At 63.7% G+C, this 22,579-nt stretch carries 22 protein-coding genes and 1 pseudogene; 16 read left to right on the top strand and 7 right to left on the bottom strand.

Going from position 1 to position 22,579, the window contains the following annotated elements; all coding sequences use genetic code 11:
- Positions 1-12: 12 nt before the first annotated feature.
- Entirely contained in the window at positions 13-1,173 is a 1,161-nt protein-coding gene (locus tag H3221_RS07320) for an MFS transporter (protein ID WP_196473469.1), read from the bottom strand.
- A 143-nt stretch (positions 1,174-1,316) separates the two neighbouring features.
- Here H3221_RS07320 and H3221_RS07325 point away from each other — a divergent pair, with 143 nt between their 5' ends.
- From H3221_RS07325 to H3221_RS07345, 5 genes are all read left to right on the top strand, one after another.
- Entirely contained in the window at positions 1,317-2,114 is a 798-nt protein-coding gene (locus H3221_RS07325; protein ID WP_196473468.1) for a hydroxymethylpyrimidine/phosphomethylpyrimidine kinase, read from the top strand.
- Positions 2,115-2,124: 10 nt separating this feature from the next.
- Positions 2,125-2,748 carry a thiamine phosphate synthase gene (thiE, locus tag H3221_RS07330; protein ID WP_196473467.1) on the top strand — a complete coding sequence of 208 codons (624 nt, stop codon included), beginning with the start codon at positions 2,125-2,127 and terminating at the stop codon, positions 2,746-2,748.
- Between the two features lie 22 nt (positions 2,749-2,770).
- Entirely contained in the window at positions 2,771-4,060 is a 1,290-nt protein-coding gene (gene hemL, locus H3221_RS07335) for a glutamate-1-semialdehyde 2,1-aminomutase (RefSeq protein ID WP_196473466.1), read from the top strand.
- The gene (locus tag H3221_RS07340) at positions 4,060-4,692 is read left to right on the top strand and encodes a DUF6962 family protein (protein ID WP_196473465.1); all 633 of its coding nucleotides are present in this window, start codon (positions 4,060-4,062) and stop codon (positions 4,690-4,692) included. Before hemL ends, H3221_RS07340 begins: the two co-directional genes overlap by 1 nt.
- Positions 4,693-4,797: 105 nt before the next feature.
- Positions 4,798-5,346 carry a tetratricopeptide repeat protein gene (locus H3221_RS07345; protein WP_196473464.1) on the top strand — a complete coding sequence of 183 codons (549 nt, stop codon included), beginning with the start codon at positions 4,798-4,800 and terminating at the stop codon, positions 5,344-5,346.
- A gap of 119 nt (positions 5,347-5,465) precedes the next feature.
- Here the strand turns inward: H3221_RS07345 and H3221_RS07350 are convergent, their stop codons facing one another.
- Positions 5,466-5,789 (bottom strand): DUF1820 family protein, encoded by a 324-nt coding sequence (locus H3221_RS07350; RefSeq protein ID WP_013717157.1) that lies wholly within the window; start codon positions 5,787-5,789, stop codon positions 5,466-5,468.
- Between the two features lie 189 nt (positions 5,790-5,978).
- Between H3221_RS07350 and miaB the strand changes: the two genes are divergently transcribed.
- The 5 genes from miaB (at position 5,979) to lnt (ending at position 11,358) form a co-directional block, all read left to right on the top strand.
- On the top strand, positions 5,979-7,322 hold the full coding sequence (gene miaB / locus H3221_RS07355) for a tRNA (N6-isopentenyl adenosine(37)-C2)-methylthiotransferase MiaB (RefSeq protein WP_196473463.1): 1,344 nt from the start codon (positions 5,979-5,981) through the stop codon (positions 7,320-7,322).
- An 87-nt stretch (positions 7,323-7,409) separates the two neighbouring features.
- Positions 7,410-8,402 (top strand): PhoH family protein, encoded by a 993-nt coding sequence (locus H3221_RS07360; protein WP_196473632.1) that lies wholly within the window; start codon positions 7,410-7,412, stop codon positions 8,400-8,402.
- Positions 8,395-8,874 (top strand): rRNA maturation RNase YbeY, encoded by a 480-nt coding sequence (gene ybeY, locus H3221_RS07365; RefSeq protein ID WP_196473462.1) that lies wholly within the window; start codon positions 8,395-8,397, stop codon positions 8,872-8,874. The genes H3221_RS07360 and ybeY overlap by 8 nt, the downstream gene beginning before the upstream one ends.
- A gap of 6 nt (positions 8,875-8,880) precedes the next feature.
- Positions 8,881-9,720, top strand: a complete 840-nt coding sequence (locus H3221_RS07370) for an HlyC/CorC family transporter (RefSeq protein WP_017675494.1) — start codon at positions 8,881-8,883, stop codon at positions 9,718-9,720.
- Positions 9,721-9,834: 114 nt separating this feature from the next.
- Positions 9,835-11,358, top strand: coding sequence for an apolipoprotein N-acyltransferase (gene lnt / locus H3221_RS07375; protein WP_196473461.1), 1,524 nt, complete (start codon positions 9,835-9,837; stop codon positions 11,356-11,358).
- Positions 11,359-11,487: 129 nt separating this feature from the next.
- Here the strand turns inward: lnt and H3221_RS07380 are convergent, their stop codons facing one another.
- Both H3221_RS07380 and H3221_RS07385 read right to left on the bottom strand, forming a co-directional pair.
- Positions 11,488-12,258: a YdcF family protein gene (locus H3221_RS07380; RefSeq protein ID WP_196473460.1), complete on the bottom strand. Its 771-nt coding sequence runs from the start codon at positions 12,256-12,258 to the stop codon at positions 11,488-11,490.
- 88 nt (positions 12,259-12,346) lie between these two features.
- Positions 12,347-12,775 carry a hypothetical protein gene (locus H3221_RS07385; protein ID WP_196473459.1) on the bottom strand — a complete coding sequence of 143 codons (429 nt, stop codon included), beginning with the start codon at positions 12,773-12,775 and terminating at the stop codon, positions 12,347-12,349.
- A 178-nt stretch (positions 12,776-12,953) separates the two neighbouring features.
- Here H3221_RS07385 and leuS point away from each other — a divergent pair, with 178 nt between their 5' ends.
- The 6 genes and pseudogenes from leuS (at position 12,954) to lipA (ending at position 20,170) form a co-directional block, all read left to right on the top strand.
- Positions 12,954-15,566 carry a leucine--tRNA ligase gene (leuS, locus tag H3221_RS07390; RefSeq protein ID WP_196473458.1) on the top strand — a complete coding sequence of 871 codons (2,613 nt, stop codon included), beginning with the start codon at positions 12,954-12,956 and terminating at the stop codon, positions 15,564-15,566.
- Positions 15,567-15,620: 54 nt separating this feature from the next.
- Positions 15,621-16,232: an LPS-assembly lipoprotein LptE gene (locus tag H3221_RS07395; protein WP_196473457.1), complete on the top strand. Its 612-nt coding sequence runs from the start codon at positions 15,621-15,623 to the stop codon at positions 16,230-16,232.
- 57 nt (positions 16,233-16,289) lie between these two features.
- A complete protein-coding gene (gene holA / locus H3221_RS07400; protein WP_196473456.1) occupies positions 16,290-17,324 on the top strand; it encodes a DNA polymerase III subunit delta in 1,035 nt (344 codons plus the stop codon).
- Positions 17,325-17,453: 129 nt separating this feature from the next.
- Positions 17,454-17,600: pseudogene (arfA, locus tag H3221_RS07405) on the top strand (alternative ribosome rescue factor ArfA); the annotation flags it as partial.
- An 81-nt stretch (positions 17,601-17,681) separates the two neighbouring features.
- Positions 17,682-18,938 carry a lytic murein transglycosylase gene (locus H3221_RS07410; RefSeq protein ID WP_196473454.1) on the top strand — a complete coding sequence of 419 codons (1,257 nt, stop codon included), beginning with the start codon at positions 17,682-17,684 and terminating at the stop codon, positions 18,936-18,938.
- Between the two features lie 179 nt (positions 18,939-19,117).
- Positions 19,118-20,170 carry a lipoyl synthase gene (gene lipA / locus H3221_RS07415; protein ID WP_192980552.1) on the top strand — a complete coding sequence of 351 codons (1,053 nt, stop codon included), beginning with the start codon at positions 19,118-19,120 and terminating at the stop codon, positions 20,168-20,170.
- Between the two features lie 177 nt (positions 20,171-20,347).
- Here lipA and lipB read toward each other — a convergent pair whose 3' ends face one another.
- The 3 genes from lipB to H3221_RS07430 all read right to left on the bottom strand — a co-directional run bounded on the left by lipB (position 20,348) and on the right by H3221_RS07430 (position 22,489).
- Positions 20,348-20,965, bottom strand: coding sequence for a lipoyl(octanoyl) transferase LipB (gene lipB / locus H3221_RS07420; protein WP_196473453.1), 618 nt, complete (start codon positions 20,963-20,965; stop codon positions 20,348-20,350).
- 5 nt (positions 20,966-20,970) lie between these two features.
- A complete protein-coding gene (locus H3221_RS07425) occupies positions 20,971-21,249 on the bottom strand; it encodes a DUF493 domain-containing protein (protein ID WP_160017115.1) in 279 nt (92 codons plus the stop codon).
- Positions 21,250-21,313: 64 nt separating this feature from the next.
- The gene (locus H3221_RS07430; RefSeq protein WP_196473452.1) at positions 21,314-22,489 is read right to left on the bottom strand and encodes a D-alanyl-D-alanine carboxypeptidase family protein; all 1,176 of its coding nucleotides are present in this window, start codon (positions 22,487-22,489) and stop codon (positions 21,314-21,316) included.
- Between the last annotated feature and the right edge of the window lie 90 nt (positions 22,490-22,579).

Here is a 22,579-nt window from a genome sequence, read left to right on the forward strand (position 1 = left end):
GCCACTCAAGACTCAGGCCGGCTCGGGCTTGCGCACCAGCAAGGGGAACAGCGCGGCGGTCAGCAGCAGGCCGACCGCACCGACCCAGAACGGCATGGCCTGGCTGTAATGGCTGACCAGCAGCCCCGCGCCATAGGCCGAACCCATGTTGCCCAGGCACTGGAAGATGTTGATCTTGCTGAAGTCCACCGCGTAGTGCTCTGGCGAACTGAGCTCGAACAACAAGGCATCGAGGCGCACGGTGACCTGATACAGCGCCCAGCCAAACAGCACGCGGCCGAGCAGAATCAGCCACTGATCACCGAAACCCTGGATGAAGGTGGCCGCCGCGCCCAGCAGCAAACCGGCAAGAATGCCGTCACGGGTATTGCCCTTTTTCGTCGCGCGGCGCCCCCACCACAGCGCCAGCACCGCCACGGCGCCGGGCAGCGCATAGACGAAGCCGGCCGCCATCTCGCTGTTCCAGTGCGCCACCTGTTGCCAATAGACGGCAAAGAACGGACGCGTGACGTAACCGACGAAATAGAACAGCAGCATCACCAGGCACAGACGGTAGATCGCCGGCAGACTGCGCGACTCGTTCTTCACCGGCGCCTCGTCGCTCGCCGGCTGCTCACCCGGTGCCGGCAGGTAGCCACGCACCAGATGCATGCAGATGGCCATCTGGATGAAGTCGCCGGCGGCCATTACCAGGAACACGTCGCCGATGTTCATGATCTGCAGAATCAGACCGCCCAGCGCGGCACCAAGAATGGCGCCGAAGTGCACCACCACCGACAACGTGCCAATGGTCTGGGTGTGGTTGTCCTGTTGCTGCAGGCTCATCACGTAGGGGTACATCAGCAGGTAACTGCCCTTGAACACCACCATCAGCAGCGACACCACCCAGAACAGCGGCAGCGAGTCGATGAAATAGCAGGCAGCGGTCAGGCTGCCGGCCATCAGTTGCGCGCTGATCAGAATGCGCACCGGGTGCACACGCTTGGCCAGGCGCGCCCAGAGCGGGAACACCGACATCACCACCAGGCTGACCACAGCCAGGTAGAGGCCGACATACTGCTCCGGCGGGTTGTCGAAACGCTCGGCGAAATACTGCGGATAAAAAGGAATGATCAGGTTATCGGTGATCACCGCCAAGGCGGTCATCATGATCAGGCAGGTACGCAGCGTCATCGGAGGCATTCGGGCAAGGCGGCAGGGCCGCGCATGATGCCATTTCCAGCCAGGCTAACGCCAATACGCACGAGAATCAGAAAGGCTACCAACTGGCATGGCGTGCAGCGACTCAAGGCCTGTTAGTGATAAGCTCGCGCACCATGAAAACGCCAAACTCCCGCCCCGTAGTGCTCTGCATGTCCGGTCACGACCCCAGCGGTGGTGCCGGCCTGCAGGCCGATATCGAAGCCCTGCTGGCTCAAGGTTGCCACGCCGCCCCGACGGTGACCGCCCTGACCGTGCAGGATACCGTCAACGTCTCCGACTTCCGCGTGCTCGACCGCGACTGGGTGCTGGCCCAGGCCCGCGCGGTAATCGCCGACATGCCGGTGGCCGCCGTCAAACTGGGCATGCTCGGCTCGGTGGACATGGTCGACACCGTGCTCGAGGTGATGAGCCAACTGCCGGGTGTACCCCTGGTCTGTGACCCGGTACTGCGCGCGGGCGGCGGCGGCTCGTTGGGCAAGGATGACGTCGGCTATGCGATGCGCGAGCGCCTGTTCGCCGCATCCACCATCGCCACACCGAACCTGCCGGAAGCGCGCATTCTCGCCGAACTGCCGCAAGGCAGCGCCGACGAGTGTGCCGACAAGCTTCTGCCTTATATTGAGCACCTGCTGATCACCGGCGGCCACGGCGACGAAGCCGAAGTGCACAACCGCCTGTACAGCCGCGACGGCAGCCGTCATACCTTCACCTGCGCACGCCTGCCGGGCAGCTACCATGGCTCCGGCTGCACCCTGGCCAGCACCCTGGCCGGTCGTCTGGCACTAGGCGAGGAACTGGTCAGTGCAGTGAAGAGTGCCCTGGATTACACCTGGCGCACCCTGCGCGACGCCGAACAACCCGGCCACGGCCAATACGTGCCGCGCCGACTGCCTTTGGACTTTTTGCAATGAAGAGTCGTTCGTGAACCTGCGCGGTCTTTACGCCATCACCGACACCCCGCTGCTGGCCGGCGGCAAGCTGCTGCCCTACGCCGAAGCGGCGCTGGTCGGCGGCGCACGTCTGCTGCAGTACCGCGACAAGTCGGGCGACACCGCACGCCGCTTCGATGAAGCCCAGGCCCTGGCCGAACTGTGCCAGCACCACGGCGCCACGTTGATCATCAATGACGACCTGGAGCTGGCCGCCCGCCTGGGCGTCGGCCTGCACCTTGGCCAGACCGACGGCTCACTGGCCGCTGCCCGCGCGCGTCTCGGTGCCGATATCGTGATCGGCGGCACCTGCCATGCTCAACTGGAGCTGGCCGAGCGCGCCGTCAGCGAAGGCGCCAGTTACATCGCTTTCGGCCGCTTCTTCAATTCCAACACCAAACCCGGTGCTCCGGCTGCCACCGTGGAGCTGCTGGACGAGGCGCGTGCGCGTTTTGCCCAGCCCATCGTCGCCATCGGCGGCGTGACCCTGGACACCGCACCGGGCCTGATCGCCCGTGGCGCCAGCATGGTCGCCGTGATCCACGCCCTGTTCGCTGCGGACTCCGCCACCGAGGTGGAAGACCGCGCCCGCGCCTTTGCCGCGCTGTTCGACTGATTCGTTTCCAGAGAGACCTGCCATGTCCCGTTCAGAAATCCTTTTCGCCAATGCCCAGAAACACATCCCCGGCGGTGTCAACTCGCCGGTGCGCGCCTTCCGCAGCGTCGGCGGCACGCCGCTGTTCTTCAAGCACGCCGAAGGCGCCTATGTCGTGGACGAAGACGACAAGCGCTACGTCGATTACGTCGGCTCCTGGGGCCCGATGATCCTCGGCCACAGCCACCCGGACGTACTCGACTCGGTGCGCCGCCAGTTGCAACACGGCCTGTCCTACGGCGCGCCGACCGCGCTGGAAACCGAAATGGCCGAGCTGGTTTGCAGCCTGGTGCCGTCGATGGAGATGGTGCGCATGGTCAGTTCCGGCACCGAAGCGACCATGAGCGCCATCCGCCTGGCCCGTGGCTACACCGGCCGCGACAGCATCATCAAGTTCGAGGGCTGCTACCACGGTCACTCCGACAGCCTGCTGGTCAAGGCCGGCTCTGGCGCATTGACCCAGGGCGTGCCGAACTCCGCCGGCGTGCCCGCGGCGTTCGCCAAGCACACCCTGACCCTGCCGTTCAACGACATCGACGCCGTGGCCGAGTGCCTGGCACAGGTCGGCCAGGAAGTCGCCTGCATCATCGTCGAGCCCGTGGCCGGCAACATGAACTGCGTGCCGCCGGCGCCGGGCTTCCTCGAAGGCCTGCGCGAACAGTGCGACAAGCATGGCGTGGTACTGATCTTCGACGAAGTGATGACCGGTTTCCGTGTCGCTCTCGGCGGCGCCCAGGCGCACTACGGCGTCACCCCGGATCTGACCGCCTTCGGCAAGATCATCGGCGGCGGCATGCCGGTGGGTTGCTTTGGCGGCAAGCGCGCGATCATGGAATGCATCGCCCCGCTCGGCCCGGTCTACCAGGCCGGCACCCTGTCGGGCAACCCGCTGGCCATGGCCGCCGGCCTGACCACGCTGAAGCTGATCAGCCGTCCGGGCTTTCACACCGAACTCACCGACTACACCTCGCGCATGCTCGCCGGCCTGCAGGAGCGCGCCGATGCCGCCGGCATCCCCTTCGTCACCACGCAGGCAGGTGCCATGTTCGGCCTGTACTTCAGCGGTGCCGACGACATCGTCACCTTCGCCGACGTGATGGCCAGCGACAGCGCACGCTTCAACCGTTTCTTCCACCTGATGCTGGACGGCGGCGTATACCTGGCCCCGAGCGCCTTCGAAGCGGGCTTCACCTCCATTGCCCACGGCGACAAGGAACTGGACATCACCTTCGCTGCCGCCGAGCGCGCCTTCACCGAGCTGAAAAAAGCCTGATGCAGTACAGCACCGCCTTCAGTGATGCGTTACTGGCACTGGCCTGCGCCGCCTGCGTCTGGATTATCGGTCGGGCACGCGGGCGCTACGGCGAGGGCGACCAGCCGGCGCTGTTCTGCGCCCTGCTCGGTTTCCTGTTGCCGGCGGCAGCGGCCAGCGTCGGTGTGATTCGCTACGGCTTCGACCCAAGCTGGCAGCCTGCGCACCTGTGGCTGAGCCAGGCCAGCAGCTTTCTCGGCCTGCCGCTGCTCGGCGCGGCGGCATTGGCGCTGGGTCGCCGCTGGGCCTGGAGCCGTCCGAACTGGGGGCGTGTCGTCCTTGGTTTGTGCGCCTTCTTCGAACTGTTCCGGCAGATGGGCTATCTCGAGGACTACCGCCTGGCACTGAACCTGACCACGCTGGTACTGATCCTCTATGCCGGCGCCGTGCAGTGGCCGCGCCGCGCGCCTGCGATCGGCGCAATCACTGTGGTGGGACTGTTCCTGCTGGCCGGTCTGGCGGTTGGTACTGAAGGTGTGATCGGGCCGTTGCGCCGTATCGATCTGTTCCATGTGCTGCTGACGCCGGCTTATCCGCTGCTGGCCTGGCTGCTGCTGCGCCTGCCGGGGAGTGCGAAACGACAGGCCAGGTAAAGCCTTTGTAACAAGCCCGCGGTTATTCCATAATGCGGCGGTCGGCACCTTCTGCGCCGACCGGGCACGTCACCCGACCTGAACTGCCGAGGTCCCGTTATCCAGATGAACCGCACCGGCCGCACCCTGTCCCTGGGCTGCCTGTTGCTCTTCCTCCCGTTGTTTGCGTTTGCAGGCGGCAATTCCCTGCTGATCCCGGCTAGCGGCAGCTGTGCGCTGAACGCCTCCCCCGAAGAAATGCCCGACGCATTGGCCAGTTGCCAGGAGATGGCGCGCGCCGGCAACATGCAGGCAGCTTATGAGCTGGGTGAGTACTATTACGACGGCAAACGCACCCCACGCGACCTCAAGCAGGCACTGACCTGGTTCGAGCGCGCCTCGCTGCAGGGCCACGCCGAAGCGCAGCTGCGCCTGGGCACCATGTTCTTTCGCGGCGAAGGCGTACCGGCCAACAACGTACAGGCCTACATCGTGTTGAAGATGGCATCGGTCAATGGCTCGGACGAAGCCATGGACAGTGCTGATCTGGTATCGGCGCAGATGCGCCGCGATGAACTGGAAATCGCCAGCCAGGTGCTGGGGCAGATTTTCCGCAGCTACCTGCTGGAGCTGCAGACCGCCGAAGGTCGCTCGCCCTTCGCGCCGCTGCCCTAACCCCACAGGGTGGGCCGGGCGGCGTTCCGCTTCAGCCCACCAAGTAGCATCTCGATACCGCTGGCGGGCTGAAGCCCACCCTACTGCTGGTACACACGACGCACCCTAAGGGCCTGCTCTTATTTATCCGGCATCGGCATGGGGAACGGCATCACGTTGCCGCCGCCCTTGGCCTCGCTGATCTTCGCCGTGCCCAGACGCTCTACCTCGTCGATGCGAATGATCGCGTGCATCGGCACGAAGCTGCGCACCACACCCTCGAACTGCGCCTTGAGCTTCTCCTCGCTGGGGTCGACCACCAGTTGGCTGCGCTCGCCGAAGACGAACTCCTCTACCTCCAGAAAGCCCCACAGATCGCTCTGATAGATCTGCTTGGCGTACATCTCGTACACCTGACCCTGGTTGAGGAAAATCACCTTGTAGATGGGATCGCGCTTGCTCATGAAGACTCGAAGTCAGGAAAAACGGGGTGCGCAGAATAGCACAGCGACGCATGCGTAGCCCGGATGCAATCCAGAGACGGACGTCGCAAGGCCCCGGATTGCATCCGGGCCACGGGAACTGAGCGGTAGCATCCCCCTTGGCACACGCCTATAATGCGCGGTCATTTTTTAACCACCTCAGACAGTGCCATGACCAAGAAGCTCTATATCGAAACCCACGGTTGCCAGATGAACGAGTACGACAGCTCGCGCATGGTCGACTTGCTGGGCGAGCATCAGGCCCTGGAGGTCACGGAAAAACCCGAAGACGCCGACGTGATCCTGCTCAATACCTGCTCGATCCGCGAGAAGGCGCAGGACAAGGTGTTCTCCCAGCTCGGCCGCTGGCGCGAGTTGAAGCAGGCCAACCCGGACCTGGTGATCGGCGTCGGCGGCTGCGTGGCCAGCCAGGAAGGCGCGGCGATCCGCGACCGCGCACCCTATGTCGACGTGGTGTTCGGCCCGCAGACTCTGCACCGCTTGCCGGAGATGATCGACGCCGCGCGCACCACCAAGACCGCGCAGGTGGACATCAGCTTCCCCGAGATCGAAAAATTCGACCGCCTGCCCGAACCGCGCGTCGACGGCCCCAGCGCCTTCGTTTCGGTGATGGAAGGCTGCAGCAAGTACTGCACCTTCTGTGTCGTGCCCTACACCCGTGGCGAGGAAGTCAGCCGACCGCTGGTCGACGTGTTGATGGAAATCACCTCCCTGACCGAGAAAGGCGTAAAGGAAATCACCCTGCTCGGGCAGAACGTCAACGGCTACCGGGGCGAAGCGCCAGATGGCCATATCGCGGACTTCGCCGAGTTGCTGCATGCCGTGGCCGCGCTCGAGGGTGTCGAACGTATTCGCTACACCACCAGCCACCCGTTGGAATTCTCCGATGCGATCATCCAGGCCCACGCCGAGATCCCGCAGTTGGTGAAATACCTGCACCTGCCGGTGCAGTCCGGCTCCGACCGTATCCTCGCGGCAATGAAGCGCAACCACACCGCCCTGGAATACAAGTCGCGCATCCGCAAGTTGCGCGCCGCCGTGCCGGACATCCTGATCAGCTCGGACTTCATCGTCGGCTTCCCCGGCGAGACCGAGAAGGACTTCGAGCAGACCATGAAGCTGATCGAGGACGTCGGTTTCGACTTCTCCTTCTCATTCATCTACAGCTCGCGCCCCGGCACACCGGCAGCCGACCTGGCCGACGACACCCCGGACGAGGTGAAGAAGCAGCGCCTGGCCCTGCTGCAGCACCGCATCAACCAGAACGGCTTCGAGAACAGCCGGCGCATGGTCGGCACGGTGCAACGCATCCTGGTCAGCGACTACTCGAAAAAGGACCCGGGCATGCTCCAGGGCCGCACCGAGCAGAACCGCATCGTCAATTTCCGTTGCGACAATCCGCGCCTGATCGGCCAGTTCGTCGACGTCCACATCGACGACGCCCTGCCCCACTCCCTGCGCGGCACCCTGCTGGATGCCAGCACCCTCAACTAAAGCCGTAATTGCCCACACTTTGCGTTGTGGGCGACCGGCGTTATGCTGCCTTTCCATACCCAGACACGTGACGATCACACCATCACCTTGAACGCCTCTCTAGAACCTCATCGCTTCACCCTCGAACCTTTCGAGGCCCGCCGTTTCGCCAACCTCTGCGGCCAGTTCGACGAACATCTGCGCCTGATCGAAGAGCGACTCGGCCTGGAAATCCGCAACCGTGGCAACCAGTTCGAGATGCTTGGCAGCACCGAAAAGACCCAGGCCGCCGAAACCCTGCTGCGCAAGCTGTACCGCGAAACCAAAGCCACCGAGCTGTCACCCGACCTGGTGCATCTGTACTTGCAGGAGTCCGGCGTCGAGGAACTGGTCAATCCCAGCAACCTGCCACAGGTCACCCTGCGCACCAAGAAAGGCGTGATCAAGCCACGCGGCGCCAACCAGCAGCGTTACGTCAAGGCGATCCTCGACAACGACATCAACTTCGGCATCGGCCCGGCCGGTACCGGCAAGACCTACCTGGCCGTGGCCTGCGCGGTGGACGCGCTGGAGCGCGAACAGGTGCGCCGCATCCTGCTGGTGCGTCCGGCGGTCGAAGCCGGCGAGAAGCTCGGTTTCCTGCCCGGCGACCTGGCGCAGAAGATCGACCCTTACCTGCGCCCGCTGTACGACGCGCTTTACGAGATGCTCGGCTTCGAATACGTGGCCAAGCTGATCGAGAAGCAGGTGATCGAGATCGCACCACTGGCCTACATGCGCGGCCGCACTCTTAACAACAGCTTCATCATTCTCGACGAGAGTCAGAACACCACCGTCGAGCAGATGAAGATGTTCCTCACCCGAATCGGTTTCGGCTCTACCGCCGTGATCACCGGCGACATCACCCAGGTCGACCTGCCGCGCGGTACCAAGAGCGGCCTGGCGCACGTCATTGAGGTACTGCGTGACGTGCCCGGCATCAGCTTCACCCACTTCAAGCCCAAGGACGTGGTGCGTCACCCGCTGGTGCAGCGCATCGTCGAGGCCTACGAGCGCCACGACGCGCGCCTGCACGGCAAGGCCGACAGCCACGATGCTTGAACTCGACCTGCAACTGGCCACTGACGGCCAGCACCCGGACGAGGCGCAACTGCGCCGCTGGTGCGAACTGGCCCTGCGCCAGCGCACGGCAGATTCCGAGCTGACCATTCGCCTGGTCGACGAGGCCGAAGGTCGCGAGCTGAACCACACCTGGCGGCACAGGGACTACGCCACCAACGTACTGTCCTTCCCGGCCGATATCCCCGACGGAATCCTCGATATTCCGCTGCTGGGCGACCTGGTGATCTGCGTGCCGGTGGTCGAGCGCGAAGCCGCCGAGCAAGGCAAGACACCCGAGGCGCACTGGGCACACCTGGTGATCCACGGCTGCCTGCACCTGCTGGGCTATGACCATATCGAGGAAGACGAAGCCCTCGAGATGGAAGAACTGGAACGACAATTGCTCGCCGAACTGGGTCATCCCGACCCTTATGCGGACGACGAATCCCCTCCTGACAAGGACCCCGAGTAAAACGCCATGAGCGAAGACCGATCGAGCAACGAGCAGAAGTCCTGGTTCAACAAGCTGACCCAGGCTTTTGCTCATGAGCCGAGAAACCGCCAGGAACTGCTGGAAGTCCTGCGCGAAGCCCACCAGAACAAGCTGCTCGACAGCGAAGCACTGGCCATCGTCGAAGGCGCCATCCAGGTCGCCGACCTGCAGGTACGCGACATCATGGTGCCGCGCTCGCAGATGATCAGCATCAAGGCCAGCCAGACGCCCCGCGAGTTCCTGCCCGCCATCATCGACGCGGCGCACTCGCGCTACCCGGTGGTCGGCGAGAGTCTCGACGACGTCATCGGCATTCTCCTGGCCAAGGATCTGCTGCCGCTGATCCTGCAGGGTGAACAACCCAACTTCAACATCAAGGACCTGCTGCGCCCGGCCACCTTCGTGCCCGAGTCCAAGCGCCTGAACGTGCTGCTGCGCGAGTTCCGCGCCAACCACAACCACATGGCCGTGGTCATCGACGAATACGGCGGTGTCGCCGGCCTGGTGACCATCGAGGATGTACTCGAGCAGATCGTTGGCGACATCGAAGACGAGCACGATGTCGAGGAAGACGGCTACATCAAGCCGCTGCCCTCCGGCGACTACCTGATCAAGGCGCTGACGCCCATCGACAGCTTTAACGAAACCTTCGACAGCCAGTTCTCCGACGACGAATACGACACCGTCGGTGGCCTGGTGATGAGTGCCTTCGGCCACCTGCCCAAGCGCAACGAAGTCACCGAGATCGGCGAGTTCCGCTTCCGCGTGCTCAACGCCGACAGCCGCCGCATCCACCTGCTGCGCCTGACGCCAGTCAGCCGCTGACAACCGCTACCCGGGGATGGCAACCAGCCTCCCCGGATTGCATCCGGGCTACCACTTGCCGCCCGCCACTGCCTGCCCCTACCCTTGCGCCACCCCGATTTCAAGGATCTGCTCATGTTGCAATGGATCACTCGCCCGGGCTGGCCCGGCCACCTGCTCGCCTGCGGCGCTGGCGCCCTGACCACCCTGGCGCTCGCGCCTTTCGATCTCTGGCCATTGGCCGTGCTGTCCATTGCCCTGTTGTATTTCGGCCTGCGCCATCTGCGCCCCGGACAGGCAGCGCTGCGCGGCTGGAGCTATGGCTTCGGGCTGTTCGCCGCCGGTACCAGCTGGGTCTATGTCAGCATCCACGACTACGGCGCCGCATCACCGGCACTGGCCGGCATTCTCACCCTGGGCTTCGTCGCCGGCCTGGGCCTGTTGTTCGCCCTGACTGGCGCCCTCTGGGCGCGCTGGATACGCCGCAACGAAGCGCCACTGGCCGACGCCCTGGCGTTCGCCGCGCTATGGGTCGCACAGGAAGTGTTTCGCGGTTGGTTCCTCACCGGCTTTCCCTGGCTCTATGCCGGCTACAGCCAGCTCGAAGGCCCGCTCAGCGGCCTGGTACCGGTCGGCGGCGTGTGGCTTTCGTCCTTCGTCATCGCCCTGTCGGCAGCGCTGATCATCAATCTGGAGCGCCTGCGCAAGCACAAACCACGCTACGTCTGCGCCCTGCTTCTGTTGTTGAGCCCCTGGATTGCCGGCCTGGCGCTGAAGGATCACAACTGGACCCGCGCCGCGGGCAACAGCCTTACAGTTGCCGCCGTGCAAGGTAACGTCGAGCAGAACCTGAAGTGGGACCCGGCCCACCTCAACGCGCAGCTGGCGCTGTATCGCGACCTCAGTTTCAGCACCGAGCGGGTCGACATTCTGGTCTGGCCGGAAACGGCGATCCCGGTACTCAAGGACATGGCCCAGGGCTATATCGGCGTGATGGATCGCTTCGCCCGTGATCGTAACAGTGCGCTGATCAGCGGCGTGCCAGTGCGCCAGTCCAACGAACGTGGCGAGCTGCGTTATTACAATGCGATCACCAGCTTTGGTGAAGGCCAGGGCACCTACCTCAAGCAGAAGCTGGTGCCATTCGGCGAATACGTCCCTCTGCAGGAAGTGCTGCGCGGCCTGATCGCCTTCTTCGACTTGCCGATGTCCGACTTCGCCCGTGGCCCGGCCGACCAGCCACCGCTGCTGGCCAAGGGGCATCGCATCGCGCCCTTCATCTGCTATGAAGTGGTCTACCCGGAGTTCGCCGCAGCACTGGCAGCGGACAGCGAGATCCTCCTTACGGTGAGCAACGACACCTGGTTCGGCACTTCCATCGGCCCGCTGCAGCACCTGCAGATGGCGCAGATGCGCGCACTGGAGGCCGGACGCTGGATGATCCGCGCCACCAACAACGGCATGACCGTGGTAATCGACCCGCAAGGACGTATCCAGTTCGGCTTACCGCAGTTCGAACAAGGCGTGCTCTACGGCGAAGTGCTGCCCATGCAGGGGCTCACGCCCTATCTGCAATGGCGCATCTGGCCGCTGGCGATTCTCTGCGCCCTATTGCTGGGCTGGGCACTGCTGGCCAACCGCATGGCCAAGACGCTTTAAGATGGTGTAGCCCGGATTGCATCCGGGCTACACGTAGGGTGCACCGCGCGCACCGGGAACACGACCGGCGCCGCTCATTTGCTGCGCATGGCGCACCCCACCCAGGCCACGGTAAGCCGTTCTTGCCATTCAACGCTGACCGTAGGTCAATGGGTACGCGAACAAACCGATGGCTTCGTTGAGCAATTGACTGCTCTGCCAGATCACTCTCGACTCCGGCAACCAGCCGCCCAGCGGGCGCTCGTAGCCGGCACTGAGATAGCCCATCGGCGCCGTGATCACCTCGAAGCCGGCCTGCTCGAAACTCCAGCGCGCACGCGGCATGTGCCAGGACTGTGTCACCAGCACCACACGACGAACGCCTTGAGGCTGCAACAGCTCAGCGCTCAGTTGAGCATTTTCCCAGGTGGTGCGGCTCTGCTCCTCCAGCCAGCGGATCTGCAGCCCATAGTCCCGGTGCATGGCATCGGCCATCAACGCCGCTTCACTGGGCGGCTGGCCGTAATGCAGGCCACCGGTTGCCGCCAATGGCAGGTCGGACGCGCGTGCCAGGCGAGCTGCATAGCGCAATCGCTCCAACGCCATCAGACCGGGCTGATCGGTGCCCCCCCAGCCCGGATCGTTCTGCTCACGCCCGGCACCGAGAATCACGATGGCGTCGGCACGCTGCGCCAGCGTCACCCATTGCGCCTCCTCCAGCACCGGCTCACGCTCGAGCAATCGAGCCCCCGCCTGCATCACCGCCGGCAGGCTCATCAGCCAGAGCCCACAAAAACCTGTCGCGAAACAAGCCATCGCCATCCGGGGAAACCGACGGCGCAGCCACCAACCCAACAGCATCAGCAGTAGCAGGACGCCTGGCGGCATCAACAGTTGTTTGAGGATGTAGCGAATCGGCATCAGGCACCTCCTGAGCGCACAAGCCTATCAGGCTGCTGAAACCGCAGGCGACGACTACATGGATGCAGAAAGTTCCGAGGCGAGGCAGCTAGCGGGGATTACCGCTACGAAACAACTTCGAGCCGCAGGCCTGACAGGCCTGGGCATTCTGCCCACGCTGCCAGGTCACCGGCGTGCCGCAGAGAGCACAACACAAGGCCTGGCGCCGCTTGAGCAGGGGTTTTGCCTTGGCCATAGGGCCGGCAGAAACACCCTTGCCCACGCGCATTGGCTGGCGCTGGATCAGCGCCAGCTCCTCGGCCGCAGCATGCCAGCCACGCAACCAGTTCAGGTCACGGTTGAGATAGGCTCGAATCAGATCCAGCTCCGCCGGGCTCAACCCATCGAGTTCCAGCTCACGCAGCGGCTCGGCATGCAGGCGGCTGGCGGTATCGGCTTCCTCCAGCGCCAGGGCAAGCCTTTGCAGCAGTCGCTCGTAAAGGCCACCTCCCCGCTCCACTTGCCGTGCATCCGCCATCTAACACCTCGCGAGCCCCGACAATCGCGGGCCTTGAATAAAGCTTAGCGAAGGCCCCGCACGCAGCCCGGCGCCGCGACAAACGGCGGACGCAGCACAATCTGGGTTTCCCTCGATAGACGGCGCTCATGTATGCTACGACGTTTTCCGCAAGCCCCATTCCTTCAGCGCCAGAGCCATGCACGAACAGTACTCGCCCCGTGAAATAGAAGCCGCCGCGCAGTCCCATTGGGACGCGCAGAAATCCTTCGTCGTCAGCGAACAGCCTGGCAAGGACACCTTCTACTGCCTGTCGATGTTCCCCTACCCCAGCGGCAAGCTACACATGGGGCACGTGCGCAACTACACCATCGGTGACGTGATCGCGCGCTACCAGCGCATGCAGGGCAAGAACGTGCTGCAGCCGATGGGCTGGGACGCCTTCGGCATGCCAGCGGAAAACGCCGCGATGAAGAACCAGGTGGCGCCGGCCAAATGGACTTACGAGAACATCGCCTACATGAAGTCCCAGCTCAAATCGCTGGGCCTGGCCATCGACTGGACACGCGAAGTCACCACCTGCAAGCCGGACTACTACCGCTGGGAGCAGTGGCTGTTCACCCGCCTGTTCGAGAAAGGCGTGATCTACCGCAAGAACGGCACCGTCAACTGGGACCCGGTGGACCAGACCGTACTGGCCAACGAGCAGGTCATCGACGGCCGTGGCTGGCGTTCGGGCGCGCTGATCGAGAAGCGCGAAATCCCGATGTACTACTTCAAGATCACCGCTTACGCCGAAGAGCTGCTGAGCAGCCTGGATGAGCTCGATGGCTGGCCCGAGCAGGTCAAGACCATGCAGCGCAACTGGATCGGCAAGAGCTTCGGTGCCGACATCGTCTTCGACTACGACGTCGCCAGCGTGGGTATCGAGGGGCAACTGAAGGTCTACTCGACTCGCCCCGACACCCTGATGGGCGCCACCTACGTCGCAGTGGCCGCCGAGCACCCGTTGGCCCAGCGCGCCGCCGAAGGCAGTGCGCAGATCGCTGCCTTCATTGCCGAGTGCAAGGCAGGCTCCGTGGCCGAGGCCGACATGGCCACCATGGAGAAGAAGGGCCTGGCCACCGGCCAGTTCGTCATCCACCCGCTGACCGGCGACAAGCTGCCTGTATTCGTCGCCAACTACGTGCTGTGGGGCTACGGCGAAGGCGCAGTGATGGCCGTGCCTGCACATGACGAGCGCGACTTCGAATTCGCCATCAAGTATGACCTGCCGATCCAGCAGGTCTACACCGGCGAGGGCAAGGACTACGACGCCAGCACCTGGCAGGACTGGTATGGCGACAAGACCGGTCTGACCACCATCAATTCCGGCAAGTACGACAACCTGGACTTCGGCGCCGCCTTCGACGCCATCGTCGGCGATCTGGAAGCCCGCAAGCACGGCGCCCGCAAGACACAGTTCCGCCTGCGCGACTGGGGCATCAGCCGCCAGCGCTACTGGGGCTGCCCGATCCCGATCATCCACTGCGACAGCTGCGGCGACGTACCGGTGCCGGAAGACCAACTGCCGGTCGTGCTGCCCGAAGACGTGGTGCCGGACGGCGCCGGCAGCCCGCTGGCGAAGATGCCGGAATTCTACGAATGCACCTGCCCGAAATGCGGCGCCCCGGCCAAACGCGAAACCGACACCATGGACACCTTCGTGGAATCGTCCTGGTACTTCGCCCGCTACGCCAGCCCAAACTACGAGGGCGGCATGGTCGACCCACAGGCGGCCAACCACTGGCTGCCGGTGGACCAGTACATCGGCGGTATCGAGCACGCCATCCTGCACCTCTTGTACGCGCGCTTCTTCCACAAGCTGATGCGCGATGAAGGTCTGGTGTCATCGAATGAGCCGTTCAAGAACCTGCTGACCCAGGGCATGGTGGTCGCCGAGACCTACTACCGCACCCTGGCAAATGGCGGCAAGGACTGGTTCAACCCGGCCGACGTCGAGGTCGAGCGCGACGCCAAGGCCAAGGTCATCGGCGCCAAGCTCAAGAGCGATGGTCTGCCGGTGGAAATCGGCGGCACCGAGAAGATGTCCAAGTCGAAGAACAACGGTGTCGACCCGCAGGACATGATCGACCAGTACGGCGCCGACACCTGCCGCCTGTTCATGATGTTCGCCTCGCCGCCCGACATGAGCTGCGAATGGTCGGATGCCGGCGTCGAAGGTGCCAACCGCTTCCTGCGTCGCGTCTGGCGCCTGGCTCAGAGCCACGTCAGCGCCGGCCTGCCGGGCAAGCTGGATGTCGCCACCCTGAGCGACGAGCAGAAGGCCGTGCGCCGCGCCATTCACCTGGCGATCAAACAGGCCAGCAACGATATCGGCCAGCACCACAAGTTCAACACCGCCATCGCCCAGGTGATGACCCTGATGAACGTACTGGAAAAAGCCGCCACCGCGACAGAGCAGGATCGTGCGCTGGTGCAGGAAGGCCTGAAGATCGTCACCCTGCTGCTCGCGCCGATCACCCCGCATATCAGCCACGAACTCTGGCAGCGCCTGGGTCACGCCGATGCCGTGATCGATGCGCAGTGGCCGCAGGTCGACGAATCCGCTCTGGTGCAGGACAGCCTGACCCTGGTGGTACAGGTCAACGGCAAGCTGCGTGGCGAGATCATCGTGGCGGCCAGCGCCAGCCGCGAGGACGTCGAAGCTGCCGCCCGCGCCAACGAGAACGTGCTGCGCTTCACCGAAGGCCTGAGCATTCGCAAGGTCATCGTGGTACCGGGCAAGCTGGTCAACATAGTCGCCAACTGATTAAGCTCGGCGCCACACATGTGTGGCGCCGTGATCCGCCAAGGGGATATGAGAATGATGAAACGGAATCTGCTGGTCATCGGCCTGGCCGGCCTGCTCAGCGCATGCGGCTTCCAGCTGCGTGGCACTGGCGATGTGCAGTTCGCCCTCAAGGAGCTCGACGTCAGCGCGCGCGATGCTTACGGCGACACCGTGCAGCAAGTGCGTGAAGTACTGCAAGACAACGACGTTCGCGTTTACTCCGGCGCGCCCTACAAGCTGGTGATCACCCGTGAAACCGAAGATCGTCGCGGCGCCAGTTACAGCAGCGGTGCCCGTACCGCCGAGTACGAGCTGACCATGGGTCTGGAGTATGAAATCCGCGGCGCGCGGAACCTGCTGCTGGCCGGCAACAAGGTGGAAGTCCAGAACTACTACCAGCAGGATGACAACAACCTGGCCGGCTCCGACCAGGAAGCGGCCCTGCTGCGCGGTGAACTACGCCGTGAAATGATCCAGCAACTGATGTTCAGCCTGCAGCAGATCACGCCAGAGCGACTGGACCAACTGCAACAGACCGCCGAAGCCCGCGCCAAGGCCGAAGCCGAAGCACTGGAAGCAGAGCGCCGGGCTCGCGAGAGCCAGGTCGCACCACAGCAGTCGCCGATCGAACTGCCGTCCCGCTAAAGGCCCAAGGGCCGCAACTACGGCCCGACGCCATGCCCGCCTGATGACATCACCTCGATGAAGCTCGCCCCCGCGCAACTCGGCAAACACCTGCAAGGCACTCTCGCACCTGTCTATGCGATCAGCGGCGACGAGCCGCTGTTGTGCCAGGAAACCGCTGACGCCATTCGCAATGCTTGCCGCCAGCAGGGGTTCGGCGAACGCCAGGTGTTCAATGCCGAAGCCAACTTCGACTGGGGCAACCTGCTGCAAGCGGGTGCCAGCCTGTCGCTGTTCGCCGAAAAGCGCCTGCTGGAACTGCGCCTGCCTTCCGGCAAACCAGGCGACAAGGGTACAGCCGCCCTGCTCGAATACCTGGCCCGCCCGCCCGAGGACACCGTCCTGCTGCTGAGCCTGCCCAAGCTCGACGGCAGTACGCAGAAATCCAAATGGGCCAAAGCGCTGATCGACGGCCAGGTGAGCCAGTTCATCCAGATCTGGCCGGTAGACGCCAACCAGTTGCCACAGTGGATTCGTCAGCGCCTGGCTCAGGCGGGCCTGAGCGCCAGCGCCGATGCGGTGGAAATGATCGCCGCACGAGTGGAGGGCAACCTGCTGGCCGCCGCTCAGGAAGTGGAAAAGCTCAAGCTGCTCGCCGATGGCAATCAGGTCGATGCCGAGACCGTACAGGCGGCGGTGGCCGACAGCGCCCGCTTCGACGTCTTCGGCCTGATCGACTGCGCCCTCGGCGGCGACGCCGCACATGCCCTGCGCATGCTCGAAGGCCTGCGCGGCGAGGGCGTGGAAACCCCGGTGATCCTCTGGGCACTGGCCCGCGAGATTCGCCTGCTGGCCGGCATCGCCCATCAGCAGAGCCAGGGCATACCGCTGGACAAGGCCTTCTCCAGCGCCCGTCCGCCCGTCTGGGACAAACGCAGGCCGCTGGTTTCCAAAGCCTTGCATCGTCACAGCAGCAAACGCTGGGGCGAGCTGTTACAGCAGGCACAGTTGATCGACGCGCAGATCAAGGGTCAGGCACCCGGTGATCCGTGGAGCAACCTGTCCATGCTGACCTTGCAACTGGCCGGACAGCGGCTACGCCTCGCTCCGTAGCACGCGTGCAACCTGCCATCTGGTGATGCGGCTGCACTCGCTCTACGCCTTATCTGGACATTTTCTGTACAGCGGCGCATAGTCCTCGCCGCCTGCATTGGCGCAGGCCAGTCTGCATGAGGAAATGCCATGAGCAAGAAAACCGGCAAACGGCCGAACAAGGCCAAATCCATCGTCGCCCAGCCACTGTTTCGCTCCCGCCAGGAACGACCGCAGAAAGGCAAAGGCAGCTACCGCCGCGAAGCCTCCCACACTTGGGAGGCTTCTTGCTTTATGGGGTATGTTGATTCACTGATGGCCCTGACTGTTGCCCGAGCATGCTAAGGTAAGCGCCTGCTTAAACGTCCTGAGATAGACATGCCACACCAGCTTCCTCGTCGCGTCCTGGCTCTGCTTCCTCTTCTGCTGCTGGCGGCCTGCGCCCAGGCCCCGGCGGAAAACCTGCCTAGCGCCACAGCCCCTGCAGCGCTCCAGACTACGGCCGAAAAACCCTTGCCCAGTTTCGCCGACTGGCGGCAGGCAATGCGTGGCGAAGCGATTGCCGCCGGCATCGATGCGGCGCTGTTCGATCGCGTATTCGCTGACGTCACCCTTGACCCTGCGGTGCTCAAGGCCGACAGCAGCCAGCCCGAGTTCACACGCCCGGTCTGGGAATACCTAGACGGTGCCGTCTCCTCCAGCCGCATTGGTCGCGGCCGGGTATTGCTGGCCCAACACAACACCGTGCTGCAACGCATCGAGCAGCAATATGGCGTCGAAGCCCAGATCCTGGTGGCCATCTGGGGCCTTGAGAGCAACTTCGGCAACAACATCGGTAGCCACAGCGTAATCCGCTCCCTCGCCACACTGGCCTATGACGGTCGCCGCCAGGGCTTCTGGCGTGCTCAGTTACTGGCCGCACTGCAAATCCTGCAGAACGGTGATGTACCCAGCGAACGCATGATCGGCTCCTGGGCCGGCGCCATGGGCCAGACCCAGTTCATGCCCACCACCTACAACCAACATGCGGTCGATTTCGACGGCGACGGCAAGCGCGACCTGTGGAGTTCCTCGACCGACGCCCTGGCCTCAGCCGCCCACTATCTGCAGGCATCCGGCTGGCAGCGTGGCCAACCATGGGGATTCGAAGTGAGCCTGCCGAACGACTTCGACTACGCCCTGGCTGACCCGGATCAGCGCCGCACACTGGCCGAATGGGCAGAGCTCGGTATCCGTCCTCTGGCACCGACCGGTACCGCCGCCAATGCCCGCGCCAGCCTGCAGTTGCCCGCCGGACATCAAGGCCCGGCCTTCCTGCTGCTGGATAACTTCCGCAGCATCCTCAAGTACAACAATTCCACGTCCTACGCGCTGGCCATCGGCCTGCTCGCCGACAACCTGCTGCGCACCAGCGAAATCAAGGGGCAATGGCCCCGGGGTGAGCGTCAACTGGGCCGTAGTGAACGTGTGGAGCTGCAGGAACTTCTGGCCCAGGCCGGCTTCGACCCAGGCCCGGCCGACGGCATCATCGGCGCCAATACGCGCAAGGCCATTCGCGCCCTGCAACTGCAGTTGAACTGGCCAGCCGATGGCTACCCCAACACCCAACTGCTGCAACAGCTGCGTACACGCTGAATCCGGGCGCTGCCCCCCCCGGGGTCTTGCCATCACTGACGAGCGCCTTGCCCCCAGAAACGCCTTTCCGGTGTTTTGTCGACAGGCGGCTCCAGCGTCTGCATACACCTTCTGTGATAGACTGGCCGGCGGCCAAAAGCCACCTGCCCACGGAGCCTCTACCGGAGCCCAGATTTCCGATGTCCGACACCTCCTCGCCCAAATCCGTCGCCAGCGGCGAAAAATTTCGCACCGCCCAAGGCATCACCGCGATCAAGGATGGTCAGAAGCGCCGCGCCTCGGCCGAACCCCAGGTTTTCGAACCCAAGCCCAAGTGGCTACGGGTCAAGGCTCCTGGCGGTAGCCGTTTCGAGGCGGTCAAGCGTAACGTCGGCGAACATCGCCTGAGCACCGTCTGCCAGGAATCGCACTGCCCGAACATGGGCGAGTGCTGGTCCAACGGCACGGCCACCATCATGCTGATGGGCTCGGTGTGCACCCGTGCCTGCCGCTTCTGCGCCGTGGACACCGGCAACCCCAATGGCTGGTTGGATCTGGAAGAGCCGCAGAACACCGCCAAGTCGGTGGAGCTGATGGCTCTGCGTTACATCGTGCTGACCTCGGTGGACCGTGACGACCTGGAAGACGGCGGCGCCGGGCACTATGCAGCCTGCGTGCGTGCGATCAAGGAAAACACCCCGCAGGTGGTGGTCGAGGCCCTGACCCCGGATTTCGATGGCGATCACCAGGCCATCGAGCGCGTCGTCGACTCCGGTCTCGAAGTCTTCGCGCAAAACGTCGAGACGGTCAAACGCCTCACCTACGTGGTACGCGACCCGCGCGCCGGCTACGAGAAGACCCTCAAGGTGCTCGAACACGCGAAAAAGCACCGTCCTGACGTGCTGACCAAGACCAGCCTGATGCTCGGCCTGGGTGAAACCGACGAGGAAATCCTGGAAACCATGGATGACCTGCGCGCCATCGGCGTGGATATCCTCACCCTCGGCCAGTACCTGCAACCCACACGCAACCACCTCAAGGTGCAACGCTGGGTCAGCCCTGAAGAGTTCAACCGTTTCCGCGAAATCGGCCTGGAGAAAGGCTTCATGGAAGTTGCCGCCGGCCCGCTGGTACGCTCCAGCTACCGTGCTGATCGCGTGTTCGAGAAGAACAACCTGGGCCTCGCCGCACCCGTACCGGTGCCCGGCCAGGAGATCAACGCCAGCCTGATTCCGGCGCTGAATCTGAACTGAGACAGGTCTTCACGGCAAACGAAAGGGACGCCTCGGCGTCCCTTTTTCGTTGCTGACAGTCAGGGTGCGCCATGCTGTCGCCTCATTGGTGCGCACAGCGCACCCTACGCTTGGCGCGATCATCCGTAGGGGGCACCGCGCGCACCGAGAAACCGCGAATATCGAGCCGCTGAAACGCTACGCGTAACCCAACCTTTTGCGTAGCGCCTGTTCCAGACGTTGCGCTACCTCGTCGAAGGCCGGCGGCGATGACAGCAGGTCACTCATCTGCACCATCTTCAGCCCGGCATAACCGCACGGATTGATGCGCAGAAAGGGTGACATGTCCATATCGACGTTCAGCGCCAAGCCATGAAACGAGCAGCCACGGCTGACGCGCAGGCCCAGTGAGGCGATCTTGTCACCTGCCACGTATACGCCCGGCGCATCCGCCTTGGGCGCAGCCTCGATACCATAACTGGCCAGCAGCTCGACCAGGCTCTGCTCCATGGCAGTCACCAGCTCACGCACGCCGAGATCGAGGCGACGCAGATCGAGCATCAGATAGGCGACCAATTGGCCAGGACCGTGATAGGTCACCTGCCCACCTCGCTCGACCTGAATCACCGGAATATCGCCCGCCGCGAGCACATGTTCGGCCTTGCCAGCCTGGCCCTGGGTGAACACCTTGGGATGCTGCAGCAACCAGATCTCGTCCGGGGCCTGTGCATCGCGCTCACGAGTCAACTGGCGCATGGCCTCCAGCGTGGGCTGGTAGTCGACCAGACCGAGATGACGGACGACAAGCTCGGACATGGGTATCACAGCACCATGTGCACGCGACCGGTGGCACGCAGGTCAACGTGAATCGCCTGCAATTGCTCGACGCCGGTGGCAGTGATCAGCACCTGAACGGAAAGGAAGTTACCGTTGCGGCTGTCGCGCATCACCAGCGTGGATGCATCCAGATCCGGGGCGTGACGCTGGATCACTTCGATCACCAGGTCGGAGAAACCCTCACCGGCGGTACCGATCACCTTGATCGGGTAACGCTCGCAGGGGAATTCGATTTTGGGCGGTTGAACATCGTTATCGGTCATGGCATCAGCGGGCTTGTGGCCCGTCCGTAAGAGGGCCGCCCCGAGCTGGAGCGGCCAGGCTAAATCAGTTGAACAGGCCGAAGAAGAACAGGCGAATGCTGTCCCACAGGCGACGCAACAGACCGCCCTCTTCTACCGATTCCAGCGCTACCAGGTCAGTGCTGCGCACCACTTCATCACCCAGTTTGACTTCGACCTTGCCGATCACGTCGCCCTGCTGGATCGGCGCGATCAGCTGCGGGTTGAGGACCATGCTGGCCTGCAGTTTTTCCAGCTGCCCCTTGGGCAAGGTCATGGTCAGGTCTTCAGCCAGGCCAGCCTTGACCTGATTAGCAGCACCTTTCCAGACGGTGGCCTGCGCCAGTTCTGCGCCCTTCTGGTAGAAGGTACGGCTTTCGAAGAAACGGAAGCCGTAGGTCAGCAGCTTCTGGGTTTCCGCTGCGCGAGCCTGCTCGCTGTCGGTGCCGAATACCGAGGTGATCATGCGCGCGCCATCACGCACGGCCGAAGCCACCAGGCAGAAGCCTGCCTCCTGGGTGTGGCCGGTCTTCAGACCGTCGACAGTGCGGTCACGCCACAGCAGCAGGTTGCGGTTGGGCTGTTTGATGTTGTTCCAGAGGAACTCCTTCTGCGAGTAGATCGCGTAATGCTCGGCGTCCTCATTGATGATCGCGCGGGCCAGAATGGCCATGTCATGGGCGCTGGAGTATTGCTCGGGATGCGGCAGGCCGGTGGCGTTCACGAAGTGGCTGTTCTTCATGCCGAGGCGCTGGGCGGTGGCGTTCATCATGTCAGCAAAGGCATCTTCGCTACCGGCGATGTACTCGGCAATGGCGATGCTGGCGTCGTTGCCGGACTGGATGATGATGCCGTGCAACAGGTCGTCGACCGTCGCCTGGCTGTTCAGTGGCAGGAACATGGTGGAGCCACCGGAGGCGGCACCACCGGTGCGCCAGGCATGCTCGCTGATGGTTACCAGATCCTGCTCGCCGATCTTGCCGTTTCGGATTTCCAGGGTAGCGATGTAGGCAGTCATCAGCTTGGTCAGGCTGGCGGGCGGCAGGCGCTCGTCGCCATTGTTCTCGACCAGGATATTGCCGCTGGCGGCATCCATCAGAACGTAGGATTTGGCGGCCAGTTGCGGCGCCGCAGGCACCACCTGCTGGTTGGCCATTGCGAGTGGCGCGGCCAGAAGGGTCAGTACCAGTGAAGCACGTTGCACGAAGCTGGTGATGTTCATCCGTCTCTCGAAAAATCATTGCTTGGGTTGTACGGCCCCGAAGAGCCATCTTTCGACTCGCTATCAAGGCGAGCCTCGGATTTAGTCCGG

The sequence above is a fragment of the Pseudomonas chaetocerotis genome, assembly GCF_015712105.2.
Classification (GTDB): domain Bacteria; phylum Pseudomonadota; class Gammaproteobacteria; order Pseudomonadales; family Pseudomonadaceae; genus Aquipseudomonas; species Aquipseudomonas chaetocerotis.